The sequence below is a fragment of the Thermodesulfobacteriota bacterium genome (genome assembly GCA_040757775.1).
In the GTDB taxonomy this organism is placed as follows: Bacteria; Desulfobacterota; UBA8473; order UBA8473; family UBA8473; genus UBA8473.
Map to the genome: position 1 here is coordinate 1 of JBFLWQ010000031.1, position 23,488 is coordinate 23,488.

Below are 23,488 nucleotides of genomic sequence, written 5' to 3' on the forward strand. Positions count from 1 at the left end.
CCGTGACCGGAACAACGAGAAGGTCTACCATCTGGTAAAGGGGCTCTTCCTCCAACATCCTGTACCCAATCTGGGAACGACAGAATGTGTCTATGAAACGTGGTATATAAGCCGCACTCTCTGCTACTGCTTCATGGTCTCCACCACGAAAAAGACAGACTGGTATCGCCCCAGAGGCATACACTAACTCCTCTGGCATGTACCCCCCAGGTGTATACCCGATAATCTTTACCCCCTCTTCTCTCTTTTTCCTTATCTCTCTGTACCTGCCATCCATATGCGCTGAAAGCCGATCCATTGCTCCCATGTTACACCTCCTTTAAAGTGGGGAAGGGTTTTCCCCTTTAAGTTTGATGAAGTCGTAAAAAGGACATCGGAAGGGAGCAAGCCCCTCCCCTACATCTTCATTTTTCATATCTTATCCTGTTTTTCATAAAACTTTTGACATTACCTTTTTCCCCACTGTTGCTCTTTCAAATATATGTTCTGTTATTGTATATAGAGGGGTTTTTGGACCATAAAAACCAGTAACTCCCAAATCAGATAGAGCCGGTTTGATTTCATCCTGGATAATGCCGCCGGCAACAACGGGAACGTCTCCAATCCCCCGCTTTTTCAGCTCTTCCCTTATGTCACTGAAAACAGTTAACAGGTTACCATCCAGAACGCTTACGGCAATAGCATCCACATCCTCCTCTAAGGCTGCTGAGGCAATCATCCCGCCCGTCTGCCATAAACCGGTATAGACAACTTCGGCTCCGGCATCCTTCAGGGCTTTGCATAATACTATTGCCCCCCTTTCGTGGATATCCATCCCTGGTTTGGCGACTAAAACCTTTACCTTTTTTTCAACCATTTTTTACCTCCCAGAAAGGATTCTTAATCATGTTAAAAGGATCGTAAGATAGACCGTAGGCTTCCCGTATTATTCCTATTATCTCGCTCATTGTTGCCCTGGCTTTTACGGCTTCGATGGCAGAAGGCATCAGATTTTTTTGTTTTTTTGCTTCTTCCTGAACGTATTTAAGGCTTTCTTTAACCTCTTGAACGTTACGTGATTCTTTGAATTTCCTGAAAATGTCAACCAGGTCATTTTCTGCAGAGCTATCCAGCCAGGCATCCCGGCTGATTGGTATGGGTACTTCTTGTTCCCTGGGGATAGCAAGTTCATTTACCCCTACCAGGATTCTCTTTTTTTCTTCTATTTCTTCTTCACGTTTGGTAGCAGCTTCTCTTGTCTCTTTATGTACCCACCCGCTTTCAATTGCAGGTATGATACCACCCAACGCTTCTATCTTTTGAAGGTATGCATTTGCCTGTTTCTCAACTTCATTTGTCAGGCATTCCAGGTAATAAGAACCACCTAAAGGGTCAGCAGTATTTACTACATTTGACTCAAGGGCAATTATATTCTGTATGTTCAGGCTGGTCAAAGCTGCCTCATAAGAAGGTATGCAATGGGCTTCGTCATAACCACAGGGATCTATCGATTGTACACCTCCTAAAACTGCTGCCAGCACCTCAAGGGTAATCCTGACTATGTTATTCACCGGCTGTTGCGCAGTTAAAGATGCCCCATCGGTATGAACGGTGATAAAAGGCCTACAAACTTTGAGATTTTTGGCTCCGAACTCTTCTCTCATCATTTTTGCCCACATTCTTCGTGCAGCACGCAACTTCGCTATCTGTTCCAGGAAATCCATGTCGGAAGTAAATACAAGCATTATCCTGCCCCCAAACTGATCAATCTCCAATCCACGTTCCAGGGCAGCACGAATGTAGGTCTTCGCCAGGGCAAGGGAAAAACCCAATTCCTGATAAGCATTTATACCGGTCTGACTGATATCGTAGCCGTTAATTACCTGGGGGTGCCAATAGGGCATATTCCTGGTACAATATTCTATGATGTCAACGCATACTTTCTTTTGCAGTTCAAGGTTTTCAAAAGGAGCGGAAGGATTACTGAAGAAGCTGTGCAGGGGTTCGTTTATGATTGATCCCCTGAGACAGCCTATATCGTACCCCCTTTTCTGGGCACTGGCAATAAAACAGGCAAGTGTAACCAACGCTGACATGTTATTCCACTGAAAGGCTACGCTTACATGGTCCAAGTCTATCCCTTTGAACATAACATCAGTATCTTCGATGCTATGAATAGGTGCACCCTGAATGGCTGCAAACCCTCTGGCTATAGGATGGTCTGGATCGATTCCACCATGATTGGTAGGCATATCTGGAGTAATGATTATTCCGGACTGACCGTGTTCAATCTGGTACTTTAATTTCCTGTTGGTGTATTCCGGTGTCCCCACACCGCAGAAAAGGCGTCTTGTCCATATCTTTCCCCGGTACATGTTCTGATGAATTCCCCGGGTAAAAGGATACTCTCCGGGGTTACTCAACTCCTTATCATAATTAAAGTCGCGAAGATCTTCAGGGCCATAGTGTTCCTTTACTGGCATACCTGATCTGGTCTCCAAGCTGGGAGGTTTTTCCAGCCAGCGGTCTACTATAAGCAGGTTGTCTTTTTTATCGTTCATTGACGATTCACCTCTTCTTAAGATATTTAATAAGAAACTAATTATTCCTTCAACTCAGGGGGTTTTATCCAACCAGTGATAGCAACAAGCCTCTTCTTCCCCATGTCAGTCTTATACATTTTGCAGTAATTGGTGGCTTTATGGGATTTGGACGTGTAAGTAATAGGGCCGGAGAGACCTCCGGTATCAAAGTCCTTTAGTGTCTCAAGGGCAACTACCAGCTTTTCACTATCAACATCTTTACCAGCTCTCTTGAGCCCTTCGGATATGATTATCCCCCAAAGCCAACCCATCTGATGTATGCCAATTGGCGGTTTGCTGTTAGGGTGATATTTCTTAAAAACCTCTCTCACCTTTTTCATCTCCGGAGTATCATCGTGCCACTGGCTTAATGCGTGAACCCCGTAATAATTTTTTGCCGCATCTCCCGTCATTTCTATGACCTCATCACCGCATGCAAAATGAACCCCATGTACGTTGGGGGTATAATTAAATCTCCTGCAGGTTCTCAATACCGTAGATACAACATCTGTAATATTAGCCGCTATCACAATATTATCCACACCTTCACTCTTAAGTCTGAGTATCTGAGATGTAGCATCAACTGCACCAACATTCAGAACTTCACTATAGTACTTTTGATTATAAAAACTTGCGTACTTCCGGGCACCCTCGGCAACAACTTTTCCCGCCTCCGTATCCGGTAAAACCATGGCTATCTTTGGAGCTTTTGCCTTCATTTTATTTAATACAAAATCATAAATCGCACCAGTGAAGTCAACGTAATCGCCGGCAGATGCAAAGACATATCGTTTGTAAGGGGTATGCATCGTCGGTGAAATAGATATAGCAAAGGAGGGCATTTTAGTCTTTTCAAGCTGGGAGAAGAGGGCAGTATGCTGCCCTGTTCCTCCTGGACCTGAGATGCAAAGCACCTCATCCCTGTACACTAACTTTTTAAAAGCAGCAATTGCTGCTGGTATGGTGTACCTTTCATCCTCAATAAGAAGTTTTATCTTCCTCCCGTGGATACCACCCTGCTCGTTTACCCACTGGAAGTAATCCTTGTGGGCATGCGCATAGACGACCTCCATCGCAGCTGCAGGGCCAGTCATATCAACTATCAATCCAATCTTTATTGTGTCCCCGGTTACACCTCTCACCTCACCGGCATATGAGTATACACACAGCCCGCATATCATAACTGAAATCAGAGTTAAAACTATGGACGAATATTTTATTTTTCTCATTTCATGCTCCTTAATTATAGGGTTAAGTCTAAAATCCTCCTCATATAGTTTATGGACACAAGTTGCTAATCTGATACCTTTTTCCATCCCGTAGCGGGAAGCATTATCCCTTTTCCCACATCTGATTTCATAAACCTATTGTATTTAAATCCATCATGATGATTTGGGGTAATAGTGATTGGGCCGGCTATGCCACCTGTATCAAAGTTCTTGATAGTCTCGAGGGCACTGACCATACCTTCAGAGGTAAGGTCCTTACCAGCCCTCTTTAAACCCTCTACAAAAAGCATACTCATCGCCCAACCCTGGGTATAGTACCTGTTCCTGTATGGCTTCTCCGTCCCGGGATAATACTTTAATGTTATATTCCTCATATTGACCGTACCCGGCGTATCATCGTACCAGGAAGAGAAACATGTAACCGCAACGAACTTTTCAGCTCCCTTCTTAGCCATCTGTACCACATCGTCATTACAGGTAGGGGAGGTTCCTATGAAGTTAGCATCATATCCCAACTTCCTGGCATCTCTCAACAAGGCTGCGGTTGGTGAAATATAGGTATGAGCGATAACATAATTGGCATTGGCTTTCTTTAAATTGAGCACCTGAGTAGTAGCATCCAGGGCACCAGGAGAGAGGATCTCCTGCGTTACCAGAGCAATCCCGTACTTTTTGGCAGTCTCCTCGCAAGTGTGCAGTCCTGCTTTACCCATCTCATTATCGGGATATATATATGCTATCTTTGGATTTTTTTCCTTCAGGTTATTTATTATATAATCGAACATCAATCTGATGCCATCTGAGTAGCCTGCTACGCCATAAAAGCTATATTGGCTATACTTTCCTTCGGGGGGAATCATTGACTCTGACAGTGCCGAGGTTATAAAGACGAGTTTCTCTTTGTCACACTTTGGGGCTATAAGTCTCATGAACCCGGAAGAGCTGCCCAAGAGTAATCCAAAGGTCTTATCTCTATATACCTGTTTCTTAAAGGCTGCCATTGCCCTGGGTATAGCATAACCACAGTCATCGATAATCAGGTCCAACTTCCTGCCATGGACACCACCCTTTTCGTTTATATGCCGGTGATAGCTCTGTATTGCCTGGATGACCTGAAGTTGTAAATCGGCGGTTGGCCCTGTTCGATCTCCGATTATCCCTACCTTTATCGTATCATCCGTCACCCCTCTTACCTCTTTAGCATGGACAGGGGGATACAATAGAATTACCAGAATCGAAATTAACAACATCATAGCTGAAAAGATAGATTTGTTTCTCATAAAGCTGCTCCTCTCCTTTTCTAATTAAAGGGATACTTTTCCTCTTTCTCCCTTAAAATTCCTAATTCTACCCAAGCCTGCGATTCTATCTTACCTTTACTTTAACCTTTCCCTATCAACCCCTTACAGACCTAATTGATTTGATGGAATCGTTGACACTTTCTTTAAAAAACTGCTGGATAAATGGACTCAAGATGAGCTACCAGCAAAAACCCCACTGATAATATATGGTCTTCTACCAACCTTCTTACGAGATCAGAATCCCTTTTCTCAAATGCATGTATAATTTCGGTATGTTGTGAAACGCTTTGCTCCATCATACCAGGGATTGAAAGCAGTATAAACCAGTACCTGTCCAGCTGGCTAATCTGCTGTTTAATGAGTTTCAGTAATCTTGGAGATTGACAACATCTAAGATAAACCGAGTGTAGTTCCCTATTTGTCAAAAACCACTTCCGCATCTCTGCCTGCAATTCTCTGGTTTCCATACTGGTATGCATTGTCTTGATCTTATCTAATTCGGATAGACTTAAGTTCTCAACTGCCAAAGAAGCCGCCATTCCCTCCAGGACTGCACAAATTCTGTATATCTCCCTCATATCATCCCTAGAATAACTCACAACTGTAGCCCCTTTGTTTGGAACTACTTTAATTAACTCTTCTGCCTCCAACTGACGAATGGCTTCCCTTAAGGGGGTCCTCCCAACCTGCATCTTTTCTGCCAATTCTGATTCTATCAGTCTCATACCAGGAGGAAGCTGGCCAGAATAGATAGCCTCCCTTAGCAATCTGACTATACCTTCTCTTGAAGGTTTCTCTGAGTCAGATTTAAGCAAAATATGGAGATCTTCCATAGGTATTATAAGATTTCCTTTCTCAATTTTATACTAATATTTATATAAAATAGTATATATATATTTGTATACAATCTTTGGGGACTTTGTCAACAAAAAAATCAAGGATTTTATTTTTTTATATTGTGTCCCTTTGATGGCCTTTCTTCCATAGAACTTCCTATTCAATCTTATCAACGTTTTTGAATTCCCCCAGAGGAAACTGGGGTATCAGTTCTTCCTCTATCCTTCTCAGGCTTTCTTTGGGAGATAAGTGCCAGTTGGACGGACAGGTAGTGAGTATCTCCACGAAGCTATATCCTACACCGTCTATCTGTTTCTCCAGTGCCCTTTTCATGTATTTCTTGGTTTTTTGATAATTTGCAGGGCTTGTAAATGCACCCCTGGCAGAATATGCCACTCCCCTTAGGTTCCCTAAAAACTCGCTTGCCTCTATAGGGTATCCATGGTCATGATTTCTCCCATAAGGGGTTGTAGTAGTTACCTGCCCCATTATGGTGGTTGGAGCTAGCTGTCCCCCAGTGGTCCCAAAGTTACTGTTATTCAACATAAAGGTGGTAATCTTCTCACCTCGGGCTGCCGCATGAATCGTCGGTTCACAACCTATAGCTATGGAATCCCCATCTCCCTGCCAGGTAATTATTATGGTATCCTTACCAAGGATGCGTTTCATGGCGGAAGCCACATCACATGGCCTGCCGTGGGCAACCATCATGGAATCCACATTTGTCAGTATAAATGCCATAGCAGAACAGCCTATACCGACTATCAAAACAGTATTATCCTCAATCCCTAAATCATCTATAACCTCACAAAGTGCCCTAATGGCTGTACCATGCTGACAACCTGGGCAGAAAGCTAACGGTACCGGGATACGAGCCCAAAGCCTGGGTGTGCCTGTAGACCATTCTTTTTCCATCAAAAATACCCCCCCTCATATGAGTTTCTCTATTATTTCAAGAACCTTTTCCGGATAGATTGCCCCCTCTTCTATCGGTAAATGCCTTTCCATAGAACTTATTAAATATACTTCAGTATGGCCTTGTGCAGCCAGCTTAACGTCCTCTATCATTTGACCCATATTGTCTTCTATTACCAGGAATCTGGCTCCTTGAAGGGCCTTTTCTTTAATTATTCTCTCAGGGAAAGGCCAGAGCGTAATTGGTCGTATCATACCTAACTTTAATCCTTTTTTTCTTGCTCTTAATAATGCTTCTTTAGACACTCGTGCTACATAACCAAATGCCACCAATATTAACTCGGCATCATCCACCTGATAGGCCTCATATCTGGCTTCATTCTCCTTTATAGTATTAACTTTTTCACTATAGTGTCGCCAGAATGAACAGAGGTTAGGGTATTTTGGGGTGGGCACCATCCCCTGTGCTATAGATGACATACGTTTACTCTTGTCTTTACGACTGGCTTTACCTCTAATTGCCCAATCTTTTTCAGGAAGCGGTTCGAAATCCAGAGTTCGGAGTTCAACAGACTCCATCATCTGGCCGAGTATTGCATCGCTTAGAACTATAACAGGGTTTCTGTATTTATCAGCCAGATAAAAGGCAATTTGAACGAAGTCATAGATTTCCTGTCCCGACTTAGGGGCCAAAACAATCGTTTTATATCCTCCATATCCACCCCCCTGAGTTACAGAGGTATAATCCGTTTGAGCATGCCGTGTAGTATTCCATCCCCTTTGTACAAGGACAATAACACAAGGGAGTTCGGCATTGGCAAGATTGCTCATACCTTCCTGCATAAGTGCCCATCCAGGGCTGGATGTTGAAGTAATTGCCCGGACGCCGGTAGCGGCACCTCCATGAAGCATGTTTATTGACCCTGTCTCAGAGGCAGACTGAATAAAAACCCTTCCTCTATTCGGAAACTCCCTTGCAAACCACTCTATGATTTCATTCTGGGGTGTTATGGGATAGCCAAAGAAGGCTCTGCAATCTGCTGCCAGGGCACCCCATCCAACAGCTTCGTTTCCTTGCATTAAAATTCTTTCCGTCATTTTGCTCCCCCTTTAGACATACTTATAAACCTCAATAGCAACATGAGGACACATCCATGCACACATGCCACAGGCAGTACAATCCTCAGGGTTGCTAAAGTCGGGCAAAGGCAGCCCAAATTGTGAAACCCTCTCCGTCATATTGATACATCCCTTATTACAAAACATTTCACAAAAACCACAACCCATACAGCGATTCTCCTCGATTTGAATAACCCCTTTAGCCATTTTACCTCCTTAATCAAGCTAATTGAATTCAAACCCGTATTTATGTTTTATTTAACGAGGCATTTCACAATCCGCCTAGAGCTTTGAAGAAGTCCCCTGAAAGCAAATCCGCCTATGGCGGATCAAAAACCGGAAGTCGTAAATCGTGTATGGGTATTATACCGATTAACCACCTAACCCCTAATCCCTGCAAATATTCCTCTTGTTAAAATCTCCTCTGCTCCCTGAATAATACTATCTATAAAATCTTTTACTGTGGGAATGCTGTCTATTCCACTTACAGCCAGCGAAGCCGGAGCTAGCTTCAGAACCGCCTCTACTTCAAAATCCTGCTTTTCGTCGGGATCTTCTTTTAAAAGGACTCTTTCCAGCTTAGACATCCATTCTCCATGAGGGATCTGCCCCCTCTTCTTCATGACTCTCTCCAGATCTTTGGGATCAGGGGGTGCTAAAACCTTATTCATAAGTTTAGGGTCATCCGGTTTTGTATCACGGATATATTCCTTGTGTTTATCCGGTATTGGACACTCTTTAGTTGCCATAAATGCTGTACCGAGATAAACACCTTCTGCACCCAAAGCAAGTGCCGCCAAAAACGTTCGGGCATCAGAGATACCTCCTGCTGCAATGATGGGTATCTTAATCTGTTTGGCAGCCCAGCTTATTCCAATAAGGGTCGGAAGCTGATCAACACTCTTAAATCCTGTTCCCTCCATGCCAACGATGACAACTGCATCAACCCCTTGCTGTTCTGCAATTAATGCATGTTTAACCGTGGCAACCTTATGGATCCACTTGATGCCTGCTTCTTTTAATCGGGTCCCCTGTTTAACAGCTTTAAAGACCGAGGTTTCTGCCACTGTAATACATTCTTCTATTGCAACCTCTACCATCTCATCTTCATGCGGGAACATACCTATACTGAAATTGACACCGATAGGCTTGTCAGTCATGGATTTTGCCATTCGTATATCCCGTCTCAGTCCTTCCGGTGTCTTTAACACATGAGCAGTAATTAATCCCAACCCTCCTGCTTCAGACACCGGGGCTGCAATCTCAGATGTGCCAAATCCCCCATATGCCCCCGAAATAATAGGGTACTTTACTCCAAACATCTCCGTTATCTTCGTCTTCCATTGCATAACCGCTATGTCTCCTTTCTCTCCTGTTTGTTCCGATCTACTCAGAATCTTTCCAACTATTTATCAATCTTGAAAAGCCGGGTCCCTATAATCAGTAATGGGTACATAGGTCTCTCTTTCCAAGTCAGCTTTATATATTTTGAAGCCCCTTCCACCTTTATGATTGGTTTTACTGTAGCTAACAGGAGTTGAGATACCACCACTGCTAAACTTATCAAAGGATTCTAAAGCCTCAACCAGGGTGTCAGGGGTTAAATTTCTACCAGATCTCTTTAACCCCTCTGCGAAGATCAGTGAAACTATCCAACCCTGAGTGTAACTTCTTGTCTTCGACTTCGTCTGAGGTTGATACTTCATCGTAATTTTTCTCAGTTCAACCATTCCCGGGCTGTCGTCGTACCAATAGCAAAAGGGGCTTACTGCGAGAAGGTCTTTTGCAGCATCACCGCAGCTCGATATAATATCCTCTGTACTAAGATAAAAACCTCCAATTATCTTACTTTTCAAGCCATATTTCTTTGCGCCTTTCAAGAAGGCTATACAGCCTGCAGCGGCCGAGTTAAATATTATATAGTCAGGATTCGTTTTAATTGATCTCAAAACCTGGGAAGTAGCGTCAATATCCGGCACGGCAACGATCTCTTTGCTCACCAATTTTAAGTTATATTTTGGAAGGTATCTTTCAACTGTCTCCACACCACTCTTGCCGAATTCAATGTCAGGATAAACATGGGAGATTTTCGGGTGTTTTGCCTTCAAGTCCCCCATAATATAATCTATGATAATCTTTAGCCCATCATCATAACTCGCTGACATTGTGAACACATATTTTCTCAGAGGGGTGGTGAGTTTATCTGCAATGGTTAACGGTATTACAGGGACTTTCAGTTTTTCGATCTGCCGCTCGAGAGCTAAGGTCTGCCCAAGTCCTCCGTTAAAAAGGATGGCGAAAACTTTATCTTTGAAGATTAATTTTTTGAAAGCCGCTATAGCTCCGGGAATACTGTAGCGATCGTCTTCAAGTATGGTTACTATTTTCCTGCCACTTATACCCCCCATATCATTGATGTTCCTAAAGTACACCCTTGCTGCTTCGGTCATGGGGACAGTCACTGAGGCAGCGAGACCTGTCTGGTCAGCAAGTAATCCAATCTTCACGGTGTCCTCAGTTACCCCCCTGATCTCTTCCGCATAACCCGACCTTGCACCTGTACATAAGAGACATATTAGTGTTATCGTGAATAGAATGGTTGGTAATCTTTTCATGGTTCTCTCCCTTCCCTTCTTGTCTCGAATTACACAAAATCTTCCTGGTTATTAATCTTTGAAAGCTGGCTTCCTAAATCCACTAATCGGTATAAAGGTCTGATTCTCTACGTCAACTTTATAGAATTTATTCATCGTTCCGCCTTTATGATTTGTTTTGCTGTAACTTATAGGCTCCGAAATTCCACCGGTACTAAAGTTGTTAAAGGTTTCATAAGCCTCGACCAGAGTATCGGGATTTAGATTTCTACCTGCCCTTTTTAGCCCTTCTGCACAGATCATTGAACCGAGCCAACCCTGTGTGTAATTTTTAAACATTCGCTTCGTCTCGGGGTGATATTTCTTGGTGATCTTTCTCAGTTCAGCCATTCCAGAGGTATCGTCAGTCCAATAACCGATGGAGCTTATCACCAAAGTATCTTTCATGGCATCTCCAACAATTTCTATATTCTCATCGCCATTGACAGCATATCCCGCGAGGACCTTACTTCCTAAATCATATTTTTTTGCAGCTTTATAGAAGGAAACAAGGCCAGCAAGGGCAATGTCCGTAATTATATAATCCGGATTCTCTTTCTTCAAAACCAACACCTGAGAGGTTGCATCGATTTCGCCGAGGTTAATTACTGTCTTATTACTCAATTTTAAGTTATAGTTTGGAAGATACTTTTCTATGGCCCGCAAACCGCTTTTACCAAACTCAACATCTGGATAGACGAATGCTATTTTCGGGTTTTTTGCCTTCAGATCCTTCATGATATAGTCTAAGCAAAGCTTTATCTCGTCGTCATAACTCGCCGCTGATGTGAATATATATGTTTTAAGTGGAGTAGACAGTCCCTCTGCAGTGCTTACGGGTATTACAGGAACCTTATGCTTCTCAATCTGCGGCATAAGGGCATAGGTCTGACCAAGCCCTCCGCAAAAAAGAACAGATAGAACCTTATCTCTAAAGACCAGTTTCTTGAAAGCAGCGATAGCACCGGGAATGGTATAACGATCATCCTCAACGATGATTTTTACTTTCCTACCATTGATTCCCCCCTGGTCATTGATATATCTAAAGTATGTCCTTGCCCCATTGGTCGCGGGGACAAGCACGGGGGCAGCCACTCCCGTCTGATCTGCAATTACTCCAATCGTTATGGTGTCATCCGTTACACCTCTAGCCTCTCCTGCATAACCCGACCTTGTACCTGCACACAAGAGACAGATTAGTAGCGACGTGAATAAAATGGTCGATAATCTTTTCATGGCTCTCTCCTTTTATGGATATGAATTAATATTAGTTAACTCCCCAATTCCATCCTTATGTTGGAAGAATTTATCAGTCCTTATTCCTTCAACTTAGCATAAAGATCCCTCCCCTCTTTTACATAGAACACTTTCCTGTTTTGTAGTTTCTTAAAGACATTCCAGAAGTATCTATGTATATGGATGTCATCAGAATGAGAGTCAGAAAGTAGCAGTAGGACAGTCGGCCGGTAAGAGGTATCTGAAATAGATTGAAAACTTGGAAGGTAGAGATAGAGAAAGTGCTAGATGGCAATGATTCCCTTGGAACTTCATATAATAGCTGAAATGTAAAATATAAGATAAACAGGCGGGGGTGTCAATGAAAAATTTGTTCTATAACCTTAACACCTACATACCTATACTAAGAAACCGACCCGCCTGGTACACTACCAGGCTGACCACATATGCTATAACCGTGGCATAGACCATGGCAAAGCCGGTCCATTTCCATGATTCTGTCTCCTTTCTGATTACAGCCAGAGTTACAAAACACGGGGCATAGAGCATGCAAAAAAGCATAAGGGTAAATGCCTTTAAGGGGTTCCAGTTTGGCTCTCTCTTTATCCTTTCCGACAGGACACCGGAAGCCTCTGGATCCACCTCTCCCATGCTGTATACAGTGCCAAGACTCGTTACCACCACCTCTTTTGCCGCAAATCCACCCATAAGAGCAATATTTATTCTCCAATCGAAACCAAGGGGGGCAGTAATCTTCTCCAGAGCTTTTCCTATCCTGCCTGCTACGGAATAGCTTACTTCTGCCTGTGCTTTCTCTTTTCCGCTTATCCCTGACACCAGTTCCTCCGGAGGTTTAGGGAAGGTTGACATCGCCCAGATGATAATGGACACCAAAAGAATAATCGTTCCCGCTTTTTTAAGATAGTGCCAGGTCCTTTCCCACATATGGATGAAAAGACCTTTGAGGGTAGGCATTCGATATGGCGGAAGCTCCATTACAAAGGGGGTATGGGGACCCTTTAAAAGTGTAGATCTCAAAACTCTTGCAGTTAAAAGAGCAAAACCCCAGCTTAATATGGTAAGGGCAAACATCACCCTGGCCTCCGAAGCTGTAAAAAAAGCGGCAATTAATAAGGCATATATAGGTAGTTTTGCTCCACAGTTCATGAATGGGGAGACGAGTATAGTGGCAAGACGTTCTTTTGGATTTTTCAAGGTGCGAGTGGCCATCACTCCGCAGACAGCGCAGCCACCCGAAATACCGCCAGAAACAATCATGGCAAGAACCGAATTACCGTGAAGACCGAAATATCGCAGCAGTCTGTCAAGGAGAAAAGCCATACGTGCCATATATCCTGAGTCTTCAAGTATAGCAACTGCAAAAAACATAAGCATTATAAGCGGAACAAAACTTATCACACCTCCCACACCATTGATAATACCGTTTATTATCAATGACTTTATCAGACCGTCCGGCATCACTCCCGTTGCAACTTCCCTTGCCAGTCCAAAAAGTCTCTCGATCAGGCTTACTGGAACCTCACTTGTCCAAAAGACAAATGTGTACGTAAGATAGATTATTCCTCCTAAAAAAAGGGGACCAAAAGTGCGGTTTATTAATGCCTTGTCAACTTTATCCGAAAGGGTTAATCTCTCATCCATGATCCTTTGAACCACTTCCCGGCATACACTGGTTATATAACCGTACCTGTGATCCGCGATCAGCCCCTCCGGCACATCATCAAAGGTATACCGCACATGCCGTTCAAGTCTGTCAGCCCTTTTTAACAGATCTTCCCCTATATCACTATTCCTGACGAGTTTTTGAACTTGTTCATCCTGTTCCAGTAGTTTAATTGCAAGCCACCTGGGTGGATAGTGGTCAATTTTCAGGCTACTTTTCTGAATCATCCCGGTGAGTTCGTCAACGTGTCTATCCAATTCATTTCCATAACTTATGTTTATAGGATGCCATTCATCCTTTTTGGAAGCCAGGTTAACAACAACATCCAGGAGTTCCTTCATGCCTTTGCCTTTTGTTGCCACAGCCGGAACGACCGGTACCCCTAACAGCTTTGATAACCTGGTGGTATCGATTTTTAACCCTCTGGATTCAGCAAGATCCACCATATTCAGCACTATAATCAGCGGCACACCTATCTCCATAAACTGGATGGCCAGATAGAGGTTGCGCTCCAGATTAGAGGCATCTACCACATCTACAACCACATCGGGATGCTCTTCAACGACAAAGTCTCTTGCAACAAGTTCCTCCAGTGAGTACGCTGTTAAACTATATGTGCCTGGCAGGTCAACCACTTTAATCCTGAGATCGCCATGCTTAATCCTACCCCATTTTTTTTCGACCGTTACACCAGGATAGTTACCCACATGATGATGGGCTCCGGTAAGAGAATTAAAAACAGTAGTCTTCCCTGCGTTGGGATTCCCTGCCAGGGCTATAGTAATCTCTTTCACAATTACTTAACCCCTTGTATCCTTTCCACTTCTACGTCTGCAGCCTCATGACCCCGAAGGGTTAAATGATACCCCTTTACCTTGATCTCGATGGGGTCACCCAGTGTTGCCTTAGTTTCCACTTCCACGAGAGTACCTGGCACGACACCCATATCCCGGATACGACGACTTATCTCACCCCTATTGCGTATTCTGGTTATTTTGCCCTTTTCTCCTATCTCCAATTCGTTCAACCGTACAACTTCCATCATAAACACCATCTCCTTCAGTCCAACATTCAAGTAATACTTCACAGGGACCAGGGATCAGCAGCCTTTTATACAGGCCTAACCATGATCTTGTGTGCAACTCCCTGACCTATGCCCAGACGTGTACCCTTAACAGCGATCAGAAAAGGGCCAGGGCTTCCCTTACTGATAACCTGGACCTCGGTACCTATATTGAGTCCCATATCTGTTAATCTTCGAGCTATCCCCCTCCCACTGTTAAAGGCTTCGATTCGAACCTTTTCACCTGGCGATACCATCGTCAATGGCATGATGGGTTCCCTTTTTCCAAAACAATCAGAACAGAGACCATATATTTCCATCCTATGCTGAAGGTCATGGAACCCTTTCTTTCTCGCCAGTTGTGCCTGAAGGGTTTCGATTTCGGGGTCATAGAACTCTAGAATCTTTCCACAACGGATGCAGACAAGATGGTCATGATGACTACCTAAATGGAGGTGCTCATATCGGGGAGGCTGATCCTTAAAATCCTTCTCATTAGCAAAACCAAACCGAGTAAATAGTTTCAGATTCTCTGAAACAAAATCCTCAGAAAAATCAAGTCCTTTACCTTTAAGTACAGATGTGAGTTCGGCGGCAGTTGGATGATCCTCTAAATCGAGAAACACATCAAGTATACGGAGGCGCTCACCAATCCTATCAATGCCTTCCTGTTCGAAAATCACCTTAAACTGATGGTAAATCTCCTTATGTTCATTTTCCATAAAAGCTCCATTCATCGAATTTTGCTTGACTCGTAAAAAGTCAATTTTTACCTTCCTTCTCCAGGCAGTCCAAACAGTACCCTAAAAGCTCCAGTCTATGACCGGTCACTTCAAATCTGTGATTCCTTGAGAATCTCTCTTGAATGTCTAAGACCTCATCCTGTTTGAATTCAATGACCCTTCTACAGCCAAGACATCGAAAGTGACAGTGATGCTCATGCCCGTATACATGTTCGTAATGCATATGGCCATCTTCAAAGAAGACCTCTTTAATCAAACCGCTTTCAATAAGGAGAGGAATCGTTCTATATACAGATGCCTTCGATATATGTTTCTTCTTGTTTTTTAAGCGAAGATAAAGGGTATCCACATCGAAGTGGTCATGTGTTGAAAATATTTCCTTTATGACTACCTCTCTTTCAGGCGTATTCCTTAGTCCACTCTCCTTTATATAGTTCCTGAAGACCTCTATTTCGTCCATAGATACTTCAACAAAAGTACAATTATTATTGAGAATCTATTGCAATAATAATGCGCCACCTTTTCTTTGTCAAGGGAAAAATATTTGACTTGCCAATTAGTTTATTAAAATCTAATATATAAATTCCCGCTATTCTGTATTCTGCTGTATTCTGTCATTCCGTGCTCGATAAGCCTGCCCCGTACCTGATACGGGGGAATCCAGTCTTTTAGTTTTCTGGATTCCTGCTTTCGCAGGAATGACATATTGAGACCCTGTAGCAAGCTACGGGAAATTATCAAGTTAAAAAATCCAACTACCCCGATAGGATCGGGGCTTAAGGGTTAATGGGATCAAGGAAGAAGTTATGAGTTTTAAAAGGTCAGCCAGGCTAGAGCTATTTTCCTGGATGCTCTATGACTTTGCCAATACCTCTTTTACAGTAATGATCGTTACCTTTGTCTATTCTGTATATTTCAGGGATATAGTTTGCAAGGGGCTGGGAAATAAGGCTGATTTTCTATGGGGGCTTAGTGGCTCTATATCAATGGTTGTAGTCGCTCTATTTTCACCTGTTTTAGGCGCCATTGCTGACCATACCCAGGCAAAGAAGAAGTTCCTTATCTCCTTTGCCCTCTTGTGTATTGCATTCGGGGGTATGCTCTTTTTCATAAAAGAAGGGATGATCTTCGAAGGAATGCTCTTTTTCATAATCGCCAACATTGGTTTTGAGGGTGGAAATGTCTTTTACAATGCTTTCTTACCGGAGATTACTACCCAGGACAGGTACGGGCGAATATCCGGATATGGATGGGCACTGGGATATCTGGGGGCAATTGTCACAATATTTATGTGCAAACCGTTCCTATCAGGGGGGTTCGAGGAATCAAATCTGTCAAATGTCAGATTCACATTTCTCCTATCCGCCGTATTTTACCTTGTCTTTTCCTTACCAATCTTTTTCTACCTCAGGGAAAGAAGGGGAAACGCAATGGTGGACAGGAATGATGCATATATCGTCATGGGTTTCAGACGATTGAGGGATACCTTCAAGAATGTAAAACAATTCAAAGAACTGGCAAAGTATCTATTATCATTCTTTATTTATACTGATGGTATCACAACAGTCATATACTTCAGCACTATTTATGCCAGGGACACCCTGCACTTCAAGATCTCAGAGCTGATACTCTTTTACATAACGGTTCAAACCACCGGCATCCTGGGAGCTCTTTTCTTTGGTTGGCTCGCAGATAAACTCCTCCCTAAAAAGACCATCATGATAACTCTTTTAATCTGGTGTGTTGTAGTAATCGGAGCCTATTTTGTAGAAGACAAATCTGTTTTCTTTGTTATCGGAATGTTAGCAGGGATTGCAATGGGCTCAAGCCAATCAGCCAGCAGATCCATGATGGGACTTTTAACACCCCAAGATAAAAAAGCTGAATTCTTTGGGTTTTATGGTATAAGCGGAAAGTTTTCTGCTGCATTAGGCCCCTTTATTTTTGGGACTATATCAGCATGGACAGGTAGTCAGAGAATAGCAATACTGGCTGTAATAGCCCAATTCGTACTTGGACTGATCCTGCTCCAAAGGGTGGATGAGAAAGAGGGTATACTCGCAGCCAGGAATTTTAGTATCAACCGGCAACAAAGTCAAAACGACTAACAATCAACAGACCTTACCAAAAACATAGTGTTACTTCTTTACGTTTCGCCCCAGTTCAAGACCCTGTCTGAAAGCCCTTTGATTTTGTTCCAGCACACTGCCGCTATCAGTGAATCTTCTTTCCAATTCTTCCTCAACTAATTGCTGAGGTATCGCTTTAGTTACTGCCACATAGGCTCCGAGCATAATCAGATTACTCACTTGAATTTTTCCCAAATTAATAGCAGCCTCTACTCCAGGAATCCTGAACAGTTTGTAATCTTTCTCCTCTTTTTCATCCTGGAGACCCAGGTTCTCAGCCAGGATTATTCCATCAGGACGGACTCGAGATTCAAAAGTTTCAAGCTGAGCAGCATCAAGGACCATTACTGTTTGAGCCCGGTCGATTATGGGCGAAGCAATGTCTTCGTTTGAGAAAATCACCGTACACTCACAAAGTCCACCCCTTTTTTCTGTAGCATACGAGGGCAACCAGGAAACATGTTTAAACTCACGGAGGGCTGCACAAGAGAGAATTTGCCCTATCATGAGCACCCCCATCCCCCCAAGCCCTACTATGATTACATCCCTTCTCGAAATTGGTTTTTCTTCCATAGCTCCTCCCTCAATATTTGAATCAGGCTAAATCCCTGTACCATCGTCTTTCTTAAATTCACCCAGAGGAAACTCCGCTATTATTTCTTCCTCTATCCTCTTTAAACACTCTGTGGGAGATAAATGCCAGTTGGGAGGACAGGCAGATAAGACTTCCACAAAACTGAACCCGACTCCGTCTATCTGTTTCTGAAAAGCAGTCTTTACGTACTTCTTGGTGCGCTGGTAATTCGCAGCGTTATGTAGCGATCCCCTGGCACTATAAACAGTACCTCTAAACGTTGCTGCCAACTCGGCAGTGTGCACCGGATATCCTTCCATTGCTGCGTCCCGTCCATTAGGGGTGGTGGTTGTTTTCTGACCTATAAGGGTAGTGGGTGCCAACTGTCCTCCGGTAGTTCCATAGTTCGTATTATTATACATAATCGTCGTGATTTTTTCTCCACGTGTCATGGCACCTATAAACGCACCTGCTCCAATACCTATACAGTCTCCATCTCCCTGAACTGTGAATACTATCGCATCCGGGTTAAGACGTTTTACAGCAGTGCCAGAATCTAAAGCACGACCATGGGCACAGCTCAAAATATCAAGGTCCCAGGATACCTGGACAAAAGCATGACAGCCAACACCAAGCACACATATGGCTTTCCCATCAATGCCCATATCTTCCAGCACATCAGAAATAATCCGATGGATCACTGGATGCTGACACCCAGGGCAATACATTGCTGCACCTGGAGGGTCTTTCCAAATCCTCGGGTTTCCACAAACCTTTTTTTTCATAATAACCTCTTTATCTCTTCAATGACCCGAACTGGCATTATCATACCTCCATCAGTCGGTATATGCCGATCGAGTATACCTATCAGGTGAACATCAGTTCTACCCTCTACACTGATTCTTACATCCTGTATCATCAATCCAAGGCTATCCTCAATAACTAAAAACTTACAACCCTGACAAGCCTTTTCTTTGATTATATCATAAGGAAATGGCCATAACGTTATCGGCCGTATCAATCCGACTTTTAACCCCTCTGCCCGGCACATGTTCACCGCCTCTTTGGAAACACGTGCCGTGTATCCATACGCAACCAATATCAGCTCTGCATCCTCTGCCTCATACATCTCATATCGCAACTCAGCATTTTCCATCTCCTGAAACTTCTCTTCAATGTGCCTCAACCATGATATATAATCAGGATAAGGAGGCAACGGCAAAATCCCTACAGCAGAATTAATAATACGAGATTTCCCATCTTTTTGATTCTCACGTCCCCTCAATGCCCAATCCTTTTGTTTAAGAGGACCAAAGTCGATGGTCTGCACATCCACTGATTCAGATACCTGCCCCAGAATCCCGTCTGTGAGAATAACTGTCGGGTTGCGGTATTTATCCGCAAGATGAAATCCAAGCTGAATCAGATTATGTATCTCCTGAGCTGAAGCCGGCGCCAAAACAATATTCTTGTACCCTCCAGGACCTCCTCCCCGGGTAGCTGTTATATAGTCCATCTGGGCATGCCTGATACTGCCTGACCCAGGACCACCCCGTTGAACTAACACTATGACACATGGCACCTCAGCAGCAACACAGTGAGATATTGTCTCCTGCATGAGTCCCCAGCCCGGACTTGAGGTAGATGTCATGACTCTGAATCCCGCAGCAGCACCACCAAAAAGCATGTTTATTGATCCTACCTCGGATTGTGACTGTAAAAAAACCTTCCCCCTCTTCGGAAATTCACGGGCAAACCACTGGGTCACTTCGTTCTGCGGGGTTATGGGGTAGCCAAAAAAAGCATCGCAACCACCATACAGAGCTCCCCAGCCCACCGCTTCATTCCCCTGGATAAACATCCTCTTTGTCATATAGATCTCCTCCCGGAAATTCACTAAGTACAAGAATTAGCTCTGACTGTTCAGTTCTCAATAAATTTATAAACCTCAACGGCAAAATGAGGACACATCTGACCGCAGACTCCACAGGCATTACACTTATCAGAATCAGCTAGAATTGGAAGTATATACCCAAGGGGACTAAATTTGCCTCCGGACATGACGATACACTCCCGCTTACAAAATGCCACACAGTAACCACATCCACGACAATTGTTCTCATTGATTACTATCTCACCTCTTGCCATTGATTCTCCCTCCAGTAATATTTATCGATGAAGACTCCCGTAAAATATACATAGGGAATCATTTAGATGTCAAGTAAAATAGTAAACAAAACCATCACGGGGCTGTTGCCCAAAAGGAAATTCCTTTGAGCAGTCATCAAAAGGTTTTTTGCTCACAAATCTTAGCGAAGCGGAAGAGTAGCGATTTCAACTGTTTGAGCCCCAAGGGTGAGTTTTGAAATCGCCTGTAGCTAGCCTTAGATTTGTCAAAAAACGTTTTGGACAAGCGAAAAGGGATTTGGGCAACAGCCTGGGTAGTGCCTCACTTTGAAAAAAAATAATTCTTGCCATGCTTGAGCGGTTATGTTATGCTGTAGGCATGGATAAACAAAAGAAAAGACAAGATATAAATGAATTAGCTTTTAATGTAGTCCAGCAAGTTACAGAAGAAAAACCCCCCGATTTACCTACCGACAAAAATCCTCATGCTGTCGCTTTAGGCCGGTTAGGTGGCTTAAAAGGCGGTCCTATCAGAGCAAAAAAGCTTTCCAAGAAAAAACGAAGTGAAATAGCTAAAAAAGCTGCACAAGCGAGATGGTCAAAAAAATAATCCCTCCGATTAACGAAAAAATAGTTTGACATTAACGATAATATCGTTTAATATGGGTATAAATCTATTCTAAGGAGGGATGTATATGTCGAATTCAAGTAGAATTATTGATAAATTTGGAGGGCAGTCAGCACTTGCCAAGCTATTAAACAAGAGACAGAGCACGATTAGGCACTGGTATATCAATGGGATACCAGCGAAATGGCAAATTCCTTTAATTGATTTAGCGAAGAAACACGGTGTCAGCTTACAACCTGAGGAATTTTTTGAAGGTACTCAAGACAGAGAAAAAAACTTGATTGTGCCGAAAATTCCAGAGGCGACACATTGGGGAGATTTGTTAATTGGAGATGCTACTTTACCATGTTATGTCCTAGATACTGGAGAGAGAGTATTTGCGCTAAAAGGTGTAATGGTAGGACTAATTGAAATAGAAGGAGGGCCTTTAGCAGATTACCTTATGGTAAAATCGTTACGTTCTTATCTTCCTAGTGACTTAATCCCAGATCAGGATAGCAATATACCTGCATTGATTGAATTTGATACGGGAACGAAAGGCTTTGCGCAACACGCTTTGGGGCTTCCAGTAGAGAGATTCATAGATTTGTGTGTTGCATATTCTACAGCTGCAGAAAAAGAACAACTGACCGAAAAACAACAAAAGATCGCCATAAATGCGGCACGTTTTCTTCGGGCAACCGCAAAAGTCGGGATTATTGCATTAGTGGATGAGGTAACGGGTTATCAGTATGAAAGAATACAAGATGCTCTACAGTTAAAATTAAAACTTTTCCTCGAAGAAGAAATGCGACCTTGGGAAGCTACTTTTCCAGATGAATTGTGGATTGAATTTCAGCGGTTAACGAATTGGACTGGCCCATTGCATTTACGCCCAAAATGGTGGGGTAAGCTTGTTAATGAATTAATTTATGGGTATCTCGATGAAGATGTTTTTAATTGGCTTAAGGTAAATGTTCCCAAGCCTAAATATGGTCAGAATTATCATCAATGGCTATCAAGTCAATTTGGTTTGAAAAAACTAATTGAACATATTTGGATTACGATTGGGATGGCAAGAGCATGTCATACAATAGAAGAGCTTCGTGAAAGAATGGCAATCCAATATGGGCGCCATAAAGTACAATTATCATTATTCCTCCCTGTAGCTGCCGAAAGAAATTATAAAACCCCTGAGGGAAAAACAACCTCAAGGGCGAGGAAATAGATGCAATGTATTAATATTAAAAGGTTATTATTCCTGAGGAAAATAATTAAAAGATCACGATATTTTTCTTGACAATGCATTACCGCTCAAGTATAATGTTCATTATGAAAATACGCTTGAGGGGGAGATTATGAATAAATTGGATATTGTAAAAAGAACACAAATCATAAATTGCCTTGTAGAAGGTAATAGCCTACGTTCAACTTCTCGCATGACTGGATGTTCTATTAACACAGTTACAAAATTACTTGTTGATGTTGGTAAAGCATGTGCTGAATACCAAGACAAGACATTGCGCAACCTTACCTGTAAGCGTATTCAATGTGATGAGATATGGAGCTTTTGTTATGCGAAAGAAAAAAATGTTCCTGAAAAACACAAGGGAGAATTTGGATATGGCGATGTTTACACTTGGACGGCAATGTGCGCTGATACGAAATTAGTACCGTCTTTCCTTGTGGGAAGGAGGGATTCAGAACATGCCAAGGTCTTCATGAAAGATTTAGCAAGCCGTCTTAAAACCCGTGCTCAGCTTACAACAGATGGACACAAAGTTTATCTCGATGCTATTGAGGACGCCTTTGGTAGCGATATTGACTACGCAATGCTTGTAAAGATATATGAATCAAAGCCGACAGAAGATCAACGCAAATATAGCGCCGTTGAATGTACAGGAGCAGAGATTAAACGCATTTCCGGCAATCCCATCAAGGAGCATGTTTCAACCAGTTTCGTTGAACGGCAAAACCTAACCATGCGTATGTCTATGCGCCGGTTTACGAGGCTTACAAATGGATTTAGCAAGAAGATTGAAAATCTATTTTGTGCTGTAGCTTTACACTTTATGTATTATAATTTTTGTAGGATTCATAAGACGTTACGGGTAACACCGGCAATGGAGGCAAAGGTTACAGATCATCTTTGGAGAATAGATGAAATTGTAGAACTTATTAAATAGTTCTACAAAATCTAAAAGAAAGGAGGTGATAAGATATGCCTAGACAAAGCAAGCCCTCTGTAAAACCAGGAGGAACTGTTTTTGATTCTGGTATTTATAAGAGTACCAAGTCAAAAACAAAGGCGACGCTAGTTAAAGGAGAACCAGCGCCGCCTACTCCCAAAAAGGGCGAAACATGGGTTCAAGTTGTAGATACTAATCCCCACAACTAAACCCGCAAGCTGAGCCGGACTATTTTTTAGTCCGGCTCTTTTATATCCATAAGATATGACCAAATTGTACCAGAAGCTACCCAAGCAATAATTTGCATTTCGTCCGGTCTTAACAATAAAATTGTTGGTTCAACACCATCTTTTTCTAGTTTAAGATATATATTATCTACTGGGGGTTTATCTTTTCCTTTGACAAAACCACCGCTAATAATACAATTATTCCCACTGTATTCTTGCCGAATAATTTCTGTGAACCTTAACCCATTTTCTTCCCAAATACAAGAATAATTAATAGAGTTATTTTTCATTTTTTTTCAAAGTGAGGCACTACC

Annotated in this window: 26 protein-coding genes; 5 read left to right on the top strand and 21 right to left on the bottom strand. The window is 42.8% G+C overall.

The genetic code is table 11. The annotated features are described in order from the left end of the window. From AB1401_14010 to AB1401_14085, 16 genes are all read right to left on the bottom strand, one after another. Nucleotides 1-307: 2-hydroxyacyl-CoA dehydratase family protein (locus tag AB1401_14010; GenBank protein ID MEW6616566.1), on the bottom strand; the 307-nt coding region annotated here is incomplete at its 3' end. A gap of 123 nt (nt 308-430) precedes the next feature. Beyond that, complete coding sequence (locus AB1401_14015) at nt 431-856, bottom strand: cobalamin-dependent protein (protein ID MEW6616567.1); 426 nt, start codon at nt 854-856, stop codon at nt 431-433. Beyond that, a complete protein-coding gene (locus AB1401_14020; GenBank protein MEW6616568.1) occupies nt 849-2,540 on the bottom strand; it encodes a methylmalonyl-CoA mutase family protein in 1,692 nt (563 codons plus the stop codon). The genes AB1401_14015 and AB1401_14020 overlap by 8 nt, the downstream gene beginning before the upstream one ends. Nucleotides 2,541-2,581: 41 nt before the next feature. Continuing rightward, nucleotides 2,582-3,790, bottom strand: coding sequence for an ABC transporter substrate-binding protein (locus AB1401_14025; protein ID MEW6616569.1), 1,209 nt, complete (start codon nt 3,788-3,790; stop codon nt 2,582-2,584). Nucleotides 3,791-3,855: 65 nt separating this feature from the next. Next, a complete protein-coding gene (locus AB1401_14030; GenBank protein ID MEW6616570.1) occupies nt 3,856-5,070 on the bottom strand; it encodes an ABC transporter substrate-binding protein in 1,215 nt (404 codons plus the stop codon). Nucleotides 5,071-5,234: 164 nt separating this feature from the next. Continuing rightward, nucleotides 5,235-5,924 carry a GntR family transcriptional regulator gene (locus tag AB1401_14035; GenBank protein MEW6616571.1) on the bottom strand — a complete coding sequence of 230 codons (690 nt, stop codon included), beginning with the start codon at nt 5,922-5,924 and terminating at the stop codon, nt 5,235-5,237. Between the two features lie 160 nt (nt 5,925-6,084). After that, nucleotides 6,085-6,843, bottom strand: coding sequence for a thiamine pyrophosphate-dependent enzyme (locus tag AB1401_14040; protein MEW6616572.1), 759 nt, complete (start codon nt 6,841-6,843; stop codon nt 6,085-6,087). Nucleotides 6,844-6,858: 15 nt separating this feature from the next. Beyond that, complete coding sequence (gene vorB / locus AB1401_14045) at nt 6,859-7,941, bottom strand: 3-methyl-2-oxobutanoate dehydrogenase subunit VorB (GenBank protein ID MEW6616573.1); 1,083 nt, start codon at nt 7,939-7,941, stop codon at nt 6,859-6,861. A 12-nt stretch (nt 7,942-7,953) separates the two neighbouring features. Continuing rightward, on the bottom strand, nt 7,954-8,169 hold the full coding sequence (locus AB1401_14050; GenBank protein MEW6616574.1) for a ferredoxin family protein: 216 nt from the start codon (nt 8,167-8,169) through the stop codon (nt 7,954-7,956). Between the two features lie 173 nt (nt 8,170-8,342). Further along, nucleotides 8,343-9,311 carry a nitronate monooxygenase gene (locus tag AB1401_14055; protein MEW6616575.1) on the bottom strand — a complete coding sequence of 323 codons (969 nt, stop codon included), beginning with the start codon at nt 9,309-9,311 and terminating at the stop codon, nt 8,343-8,345. 63 nt (nt 9,312-9,374) lie between these two features. Next, a complete protein-coding gene (locus AB1401_14060) occupies nt 9,375-10,577 on the bottom strand; it encodes an ABC transporter substrate-binding protein (GenBank protein MEW6616576.1) in 1,203 nt (400 codons plus the stop codon). Between the two features lie 51 nt (nt 10,578-10,628). After that, on the bottom strand, nt 10,629-11,831 hold the full coding sequence (locus AB1401_14065) for an ABC transporter substrate-binding protein (GenBank protein MEW6616577.1): 1,203 nt from the start codon (nt 11,829-11,831) through the stop codon (nt 10,629-10,631). Nucleotides 11,832-12,221: 390 nt separating this feature from the next. Beyond that, complete coding sequence (gene feoB / locus AB1401_14070) at nt 12,222-14,309, bottom strand: ferrous iron transport protein B (GenBank protein ID MEW6616578.1); 2,088 nt, start codon at nt 14,307-14,309, stop codon at nt 12,222-12,224. Between the two features lie 2 nt (nt 14,310-14,311). Further along, a complete protein-coding gene (locus AB1401_14075; GenBank protein MEW6616579.1) occupies nt 14,312-14,560 on the bottom strand; it encodes a FeoA family protein in 249 nt (82 codons plus the stop codon). Between the two features lie 65 nt (nt 14,561-14,625). Beyond that, on the bottom strand, nt 14,626-15,300 hold the full coding sequence (locus AB1401_14080; protein ID MEW6616580.1) for a transcriptional repressor: 675 nt from the start codon (nt 15,298-15,300) through the stop codon (nt 14,626-14,628). A gap of 40 nt (nt 15,301-15,340) precedes the next feature. After that, nucleotides 15,341-15,781 (bottom strand): transcriptional repressor, encoded by a 441-nt coding sequence (locus AB1401_14085; GenBank protein ID MEW6616581.1) that lies wholly within the window; start codon nt 15,779-15,781, stop codon nt 15,341-15,343. A 346-nt stretch (nt 15,782-16,127) separates the two neighbouring features. Between AB1401_14085 and AB1401_14090 the strand changes: the two genes are divergently transcribed. Continuing rightward, nucleotides 16,128-17,429 (top strand): MFS transporter, encoded by a 1,302-nt coding sequence (locus tag AB1401_14090; protein ID MEW6616582.1) that lies wholly within the window; start codon nt 16,128-16,130, stop codon nt 17,427-17,429. 30 nt (nt 17,430-17,459) lie between these two features. Here the strand turns inward: AB1401_14090 and AB1401_14095 are convergent, their stop codons facing one another. From AB1401_14095 to AB1401_14110, 4 genes are read right to left on the bottom strand one after another with little or no spacing between them, the layout of a single operon-like run. Then, on the bottom strand, nt 17,460-18,023 hold the full coding sequence (locus AB1401_14095) for a 2-oxoacid:acceptor oxidoreductase family protein (GenBank protein MEW6616583.1): 564 nt from the start codon (nt 18,021-18,023) through the stop codon (nt 17,460-17,462). 27 nt (nt 18,024-18,050) lie between these two features. Continuing rightward, nucleotides 18,051-18,809, bottom strand: a complete 759-nt coding sequence (locus tag AB1401_14100) for a thiamine pyrophosphate-dependent enzyme (protein MEW6616584.1) — start codon at nt 18,807-18,809, stop codon at nt 18,051-18,053. Then, nucleotides 18,806-19,897 (bottom strand): 3-methyl-2-oxobutanoate dehydrogenase subunit VorB, encoded by a 1,092-nt coding sequence (gene vorB / locus AB1401_14105; GenBank protein ID MEW6616585.1) that lies wholly within the window; start codon nt 19,895-19,897, stop codon nt 18,806-18,808. The genes AB1401_14100 and vorB (AB1401_14105) overlap by 4 nt, the downstream gene beginning before the upstream one ends. 50 nt (nt 19,898-19,947) lie before the next feature. Continuing rightward, nucleotides 19,948-20,172: a 4Fe-4S binding protein gene (locus tag AB1401_14110; GenBank protein MEW6616586.1), complete on the bottom strand. Its 225-nt coding sequence runs from the start codon at nt 20,170-20,172 to the stop codon at nt 19,948-19,950. Between the two features lie 358 nt (nt 20,173-20,530). Between AB1401_14110 and AB1401_14115 the strand changes: the two genes are divergently transcribed. The 4 genes from AB1401_14115 (at nt 20,531) to AB1401_14130 (ending at nt 23,156) form a co-directional block, all read left to right on the top strand. Beyond that, on the top strand, nt 20,531-20,761 hold the full coding sequence (locus AB1401_14115) for a hypothetical protein (GenBank protein ID MEW6616587.1): 231 nt from the start codon (nt 20,531-20,533) through the stop codon (nt 20,759-20,761). An 85-nt stretch (nt 20,762-20,846) separates the two neighbouring features. Continuing rightward, nucleotides 20,847-21,986 (top strand): P63C domain-containing protein, encoded by a 1,140-nt coding sequence (locus AB1401_14120; GenBank protein ID MEW6616588.1) that lies wholly within the window; start codon nt 20,847-20,849, stop codon nt 21,984-21,986. Nucleotides 21,987-22,116: 130 nt separating this feature from the next. Next, entirely contained in the window at nt 22,117-22,944 is an 828-nt protein-coding gene (locus AB1401_14125; GenBank protein ID MEW6616589.1) for an IS1 family transposase, read from the top strand. Nucleotides 22,945-22,979: 35 nt separating this feature from the next. Continuing rightward, nucleotides 22,980-23,156: a hypothetical protein gene (locus AB1401_14130; GenBank protein ID MEW6616590.1), complete on the top strand. Its 177-nt coding sequence runs from the start codon at nt 22,980-22,982 to the stop codon at nt 23,154-23,156. 26 nt (nt 23,157-23,182) lie between these two features. Here the strand turns inward: AB1401_14130 and AB1401_14135 are convergent, their stop codons facing one another. Continuing rightward, complete coding sequence (locus AB1401_14135; GenBank protein ID MEW6616591.1) at nt 23,183-23,464, bottom strand: hypothetical protein; 282 nt, start codon at nt 23,462-23,464, stop codon at nt 23,183-23,185. Nucleotides 23,465-23,488 lie beyond the last annotated feature (24 nt).

Coding starts and splice junctions, on each gene's coding strand:
- AB1401_14015 (MEW6616567.1), bottom strand. CDS start 856: ATGGTTGAAAAAAAGGTAAAGGTTTTAGTCGCCAAACCAGGGATGGAT.
- AB1401_14020 (MEW6616568.1), bottom strand. CDS start 2,540: ATGAACGATAAAAAAGACAACCTGCTTATAGTAGACCGCTGGCTGGAA.
- AB1401_14025 (MEW6616569.1), bottom strand. CDS start 3,790: ATGAGAAAAATAAAATATTCGTCCATAGTTTTAACTCTGATTTCAGTT.
- AB1401_14030 (MEW6616570.1), bottom strand. CDS start 5,070: ATGAGAAACAAATCTATCTTTTCAGCTATGATGTTGTTAATTTCGATT.
- AB1401_14035 (MEW6616571.1), bottom strand. CDS start 5,924: ATGGAAGATCTCCATATTTTGCTTAAATCTGACTCAGAGAAACCTTCA.
- AB1401_14040 (MEW6616572.1), bottom strand. CDS start 6,843: ATGGAAAAAGAATGGTCTACAGGCACACCCAGGCTTTGGGCTCGTATC.
- vorB (MEW6616573.1), bottom strand. CDS start 7,941: ATGACGGAAAGAATTTTAATGCAAGGAAACGAAGCTGTTGGATGGGGT.
- AB1401_14050 (MEW6616574.1), bottom strand. CDS start 8,169: ATGGCTAAAGGGGTTATTCAAATCGAGGAGAATCGCTGTATGGGTTGT.
- AB1401_14055 (MEW6616575.1), bottom strand. CDS start 9,311: ATGCAATGGAAGACGAAGATAACGGAGATGTTTGGAGTAAAGTACCCT.
- AB1401_14060 (MEW6616576.1), bottom strand. CDS start 10,577: ATGAAAAGATTACCAACCATTCTATTCACGATAACACTAATATGTCTC.
- AB1401_14065 (MEW6616577.1), bottom strand. CDS start 11,831: ATGAAAAGATTATCGACCATTTTATTCACGTCGCTACTAATCTGTCTC.
- AB1401_14075 (MEW6616579.1), bottom strand. CDS start 14,560: ATGATGGAAGTTGTACGGTTGAACGAATTGGAGATAGGAGAAAAGGGC.
- AB1401_14080 (MEW6616580.1), bottom strand. CDS start 15,300: ATGGAAAATGAACATAAGGAGATTTACCATCAGTTTAAGGTGATTTTC.
- AB1401_14085 (MEW6616581.1), bottom strand. CDS start 15,781: ATGGACGAAATAGAGGTCTTCAGGAACTATATAAAGGAGAGTGGACTA.
- AB1401_14090 (MEW6616582.1), top strand. CDS start 16,128: ATGAGTTTTAAAAGGTCAGCCAGGCTAGAGCTATTTTCCTGGATGCTC.
- AB1401_14095 (MEW6616583.1), bottom strand. CDS start 18,023: ATGGAAGAAAAACCAATTTCGAGAAGGGATGTAATCATAGTAGGGCTT.
- AB1401_14100 (MEW6616584.1), bottom strand. CDS start 18,809: ATGAAAAAAAAGGTTTGTGGAAACCCGAGGATTTGGAAAGACCCTCCA.
- vorB (MEW6616585.1), bottom strand. CDS start 19,897: ATGACAAAGAGGATGTTTATCCAGGGGAATGAAGCGGTGGGCTGGGGA.
- AB1401_14110 (MEW6616586.1), bottom strand. CDS start 20,172: ATGGCAAGAGGTGAGATAGTAATCAATGAGAACAATTGTCGTGGATGT.
- AB1401_14115 (MEW6616587.1), top strand. CDS start 20,531: ATGGATAAACAAAAGAAAAGACAAGATATAAATGAATTAGCTTTTAAT.
- AB1401_14120 (MEW6616588.1), top strand. CDS start 20,847: ATGTCGAATTCAAGTAGAATTATTGATAAATTTGGAGGGCAGTCAGCA.
- AB1401_14125 (MEW6616589.1), top strand. CDS start 22,117: ATGAATAAATTGGATATTGTAAAAAGAACACAAATCATAAATTGCCTT.
- AB1401_14130 (MEW6616590.1), top strand. CDS start 22,980: ATGCCTAGACAAAGCAAGCCCTCTGTAAAACCAGGAGGAACTGTTTTT.
- AB1401_14135 (MEW6616591.1), bottom strand. CDS start 23,464: ATGAAAAATAACTCTATTAATTATTCTTGTATTTGGGAAGAAAATGGG.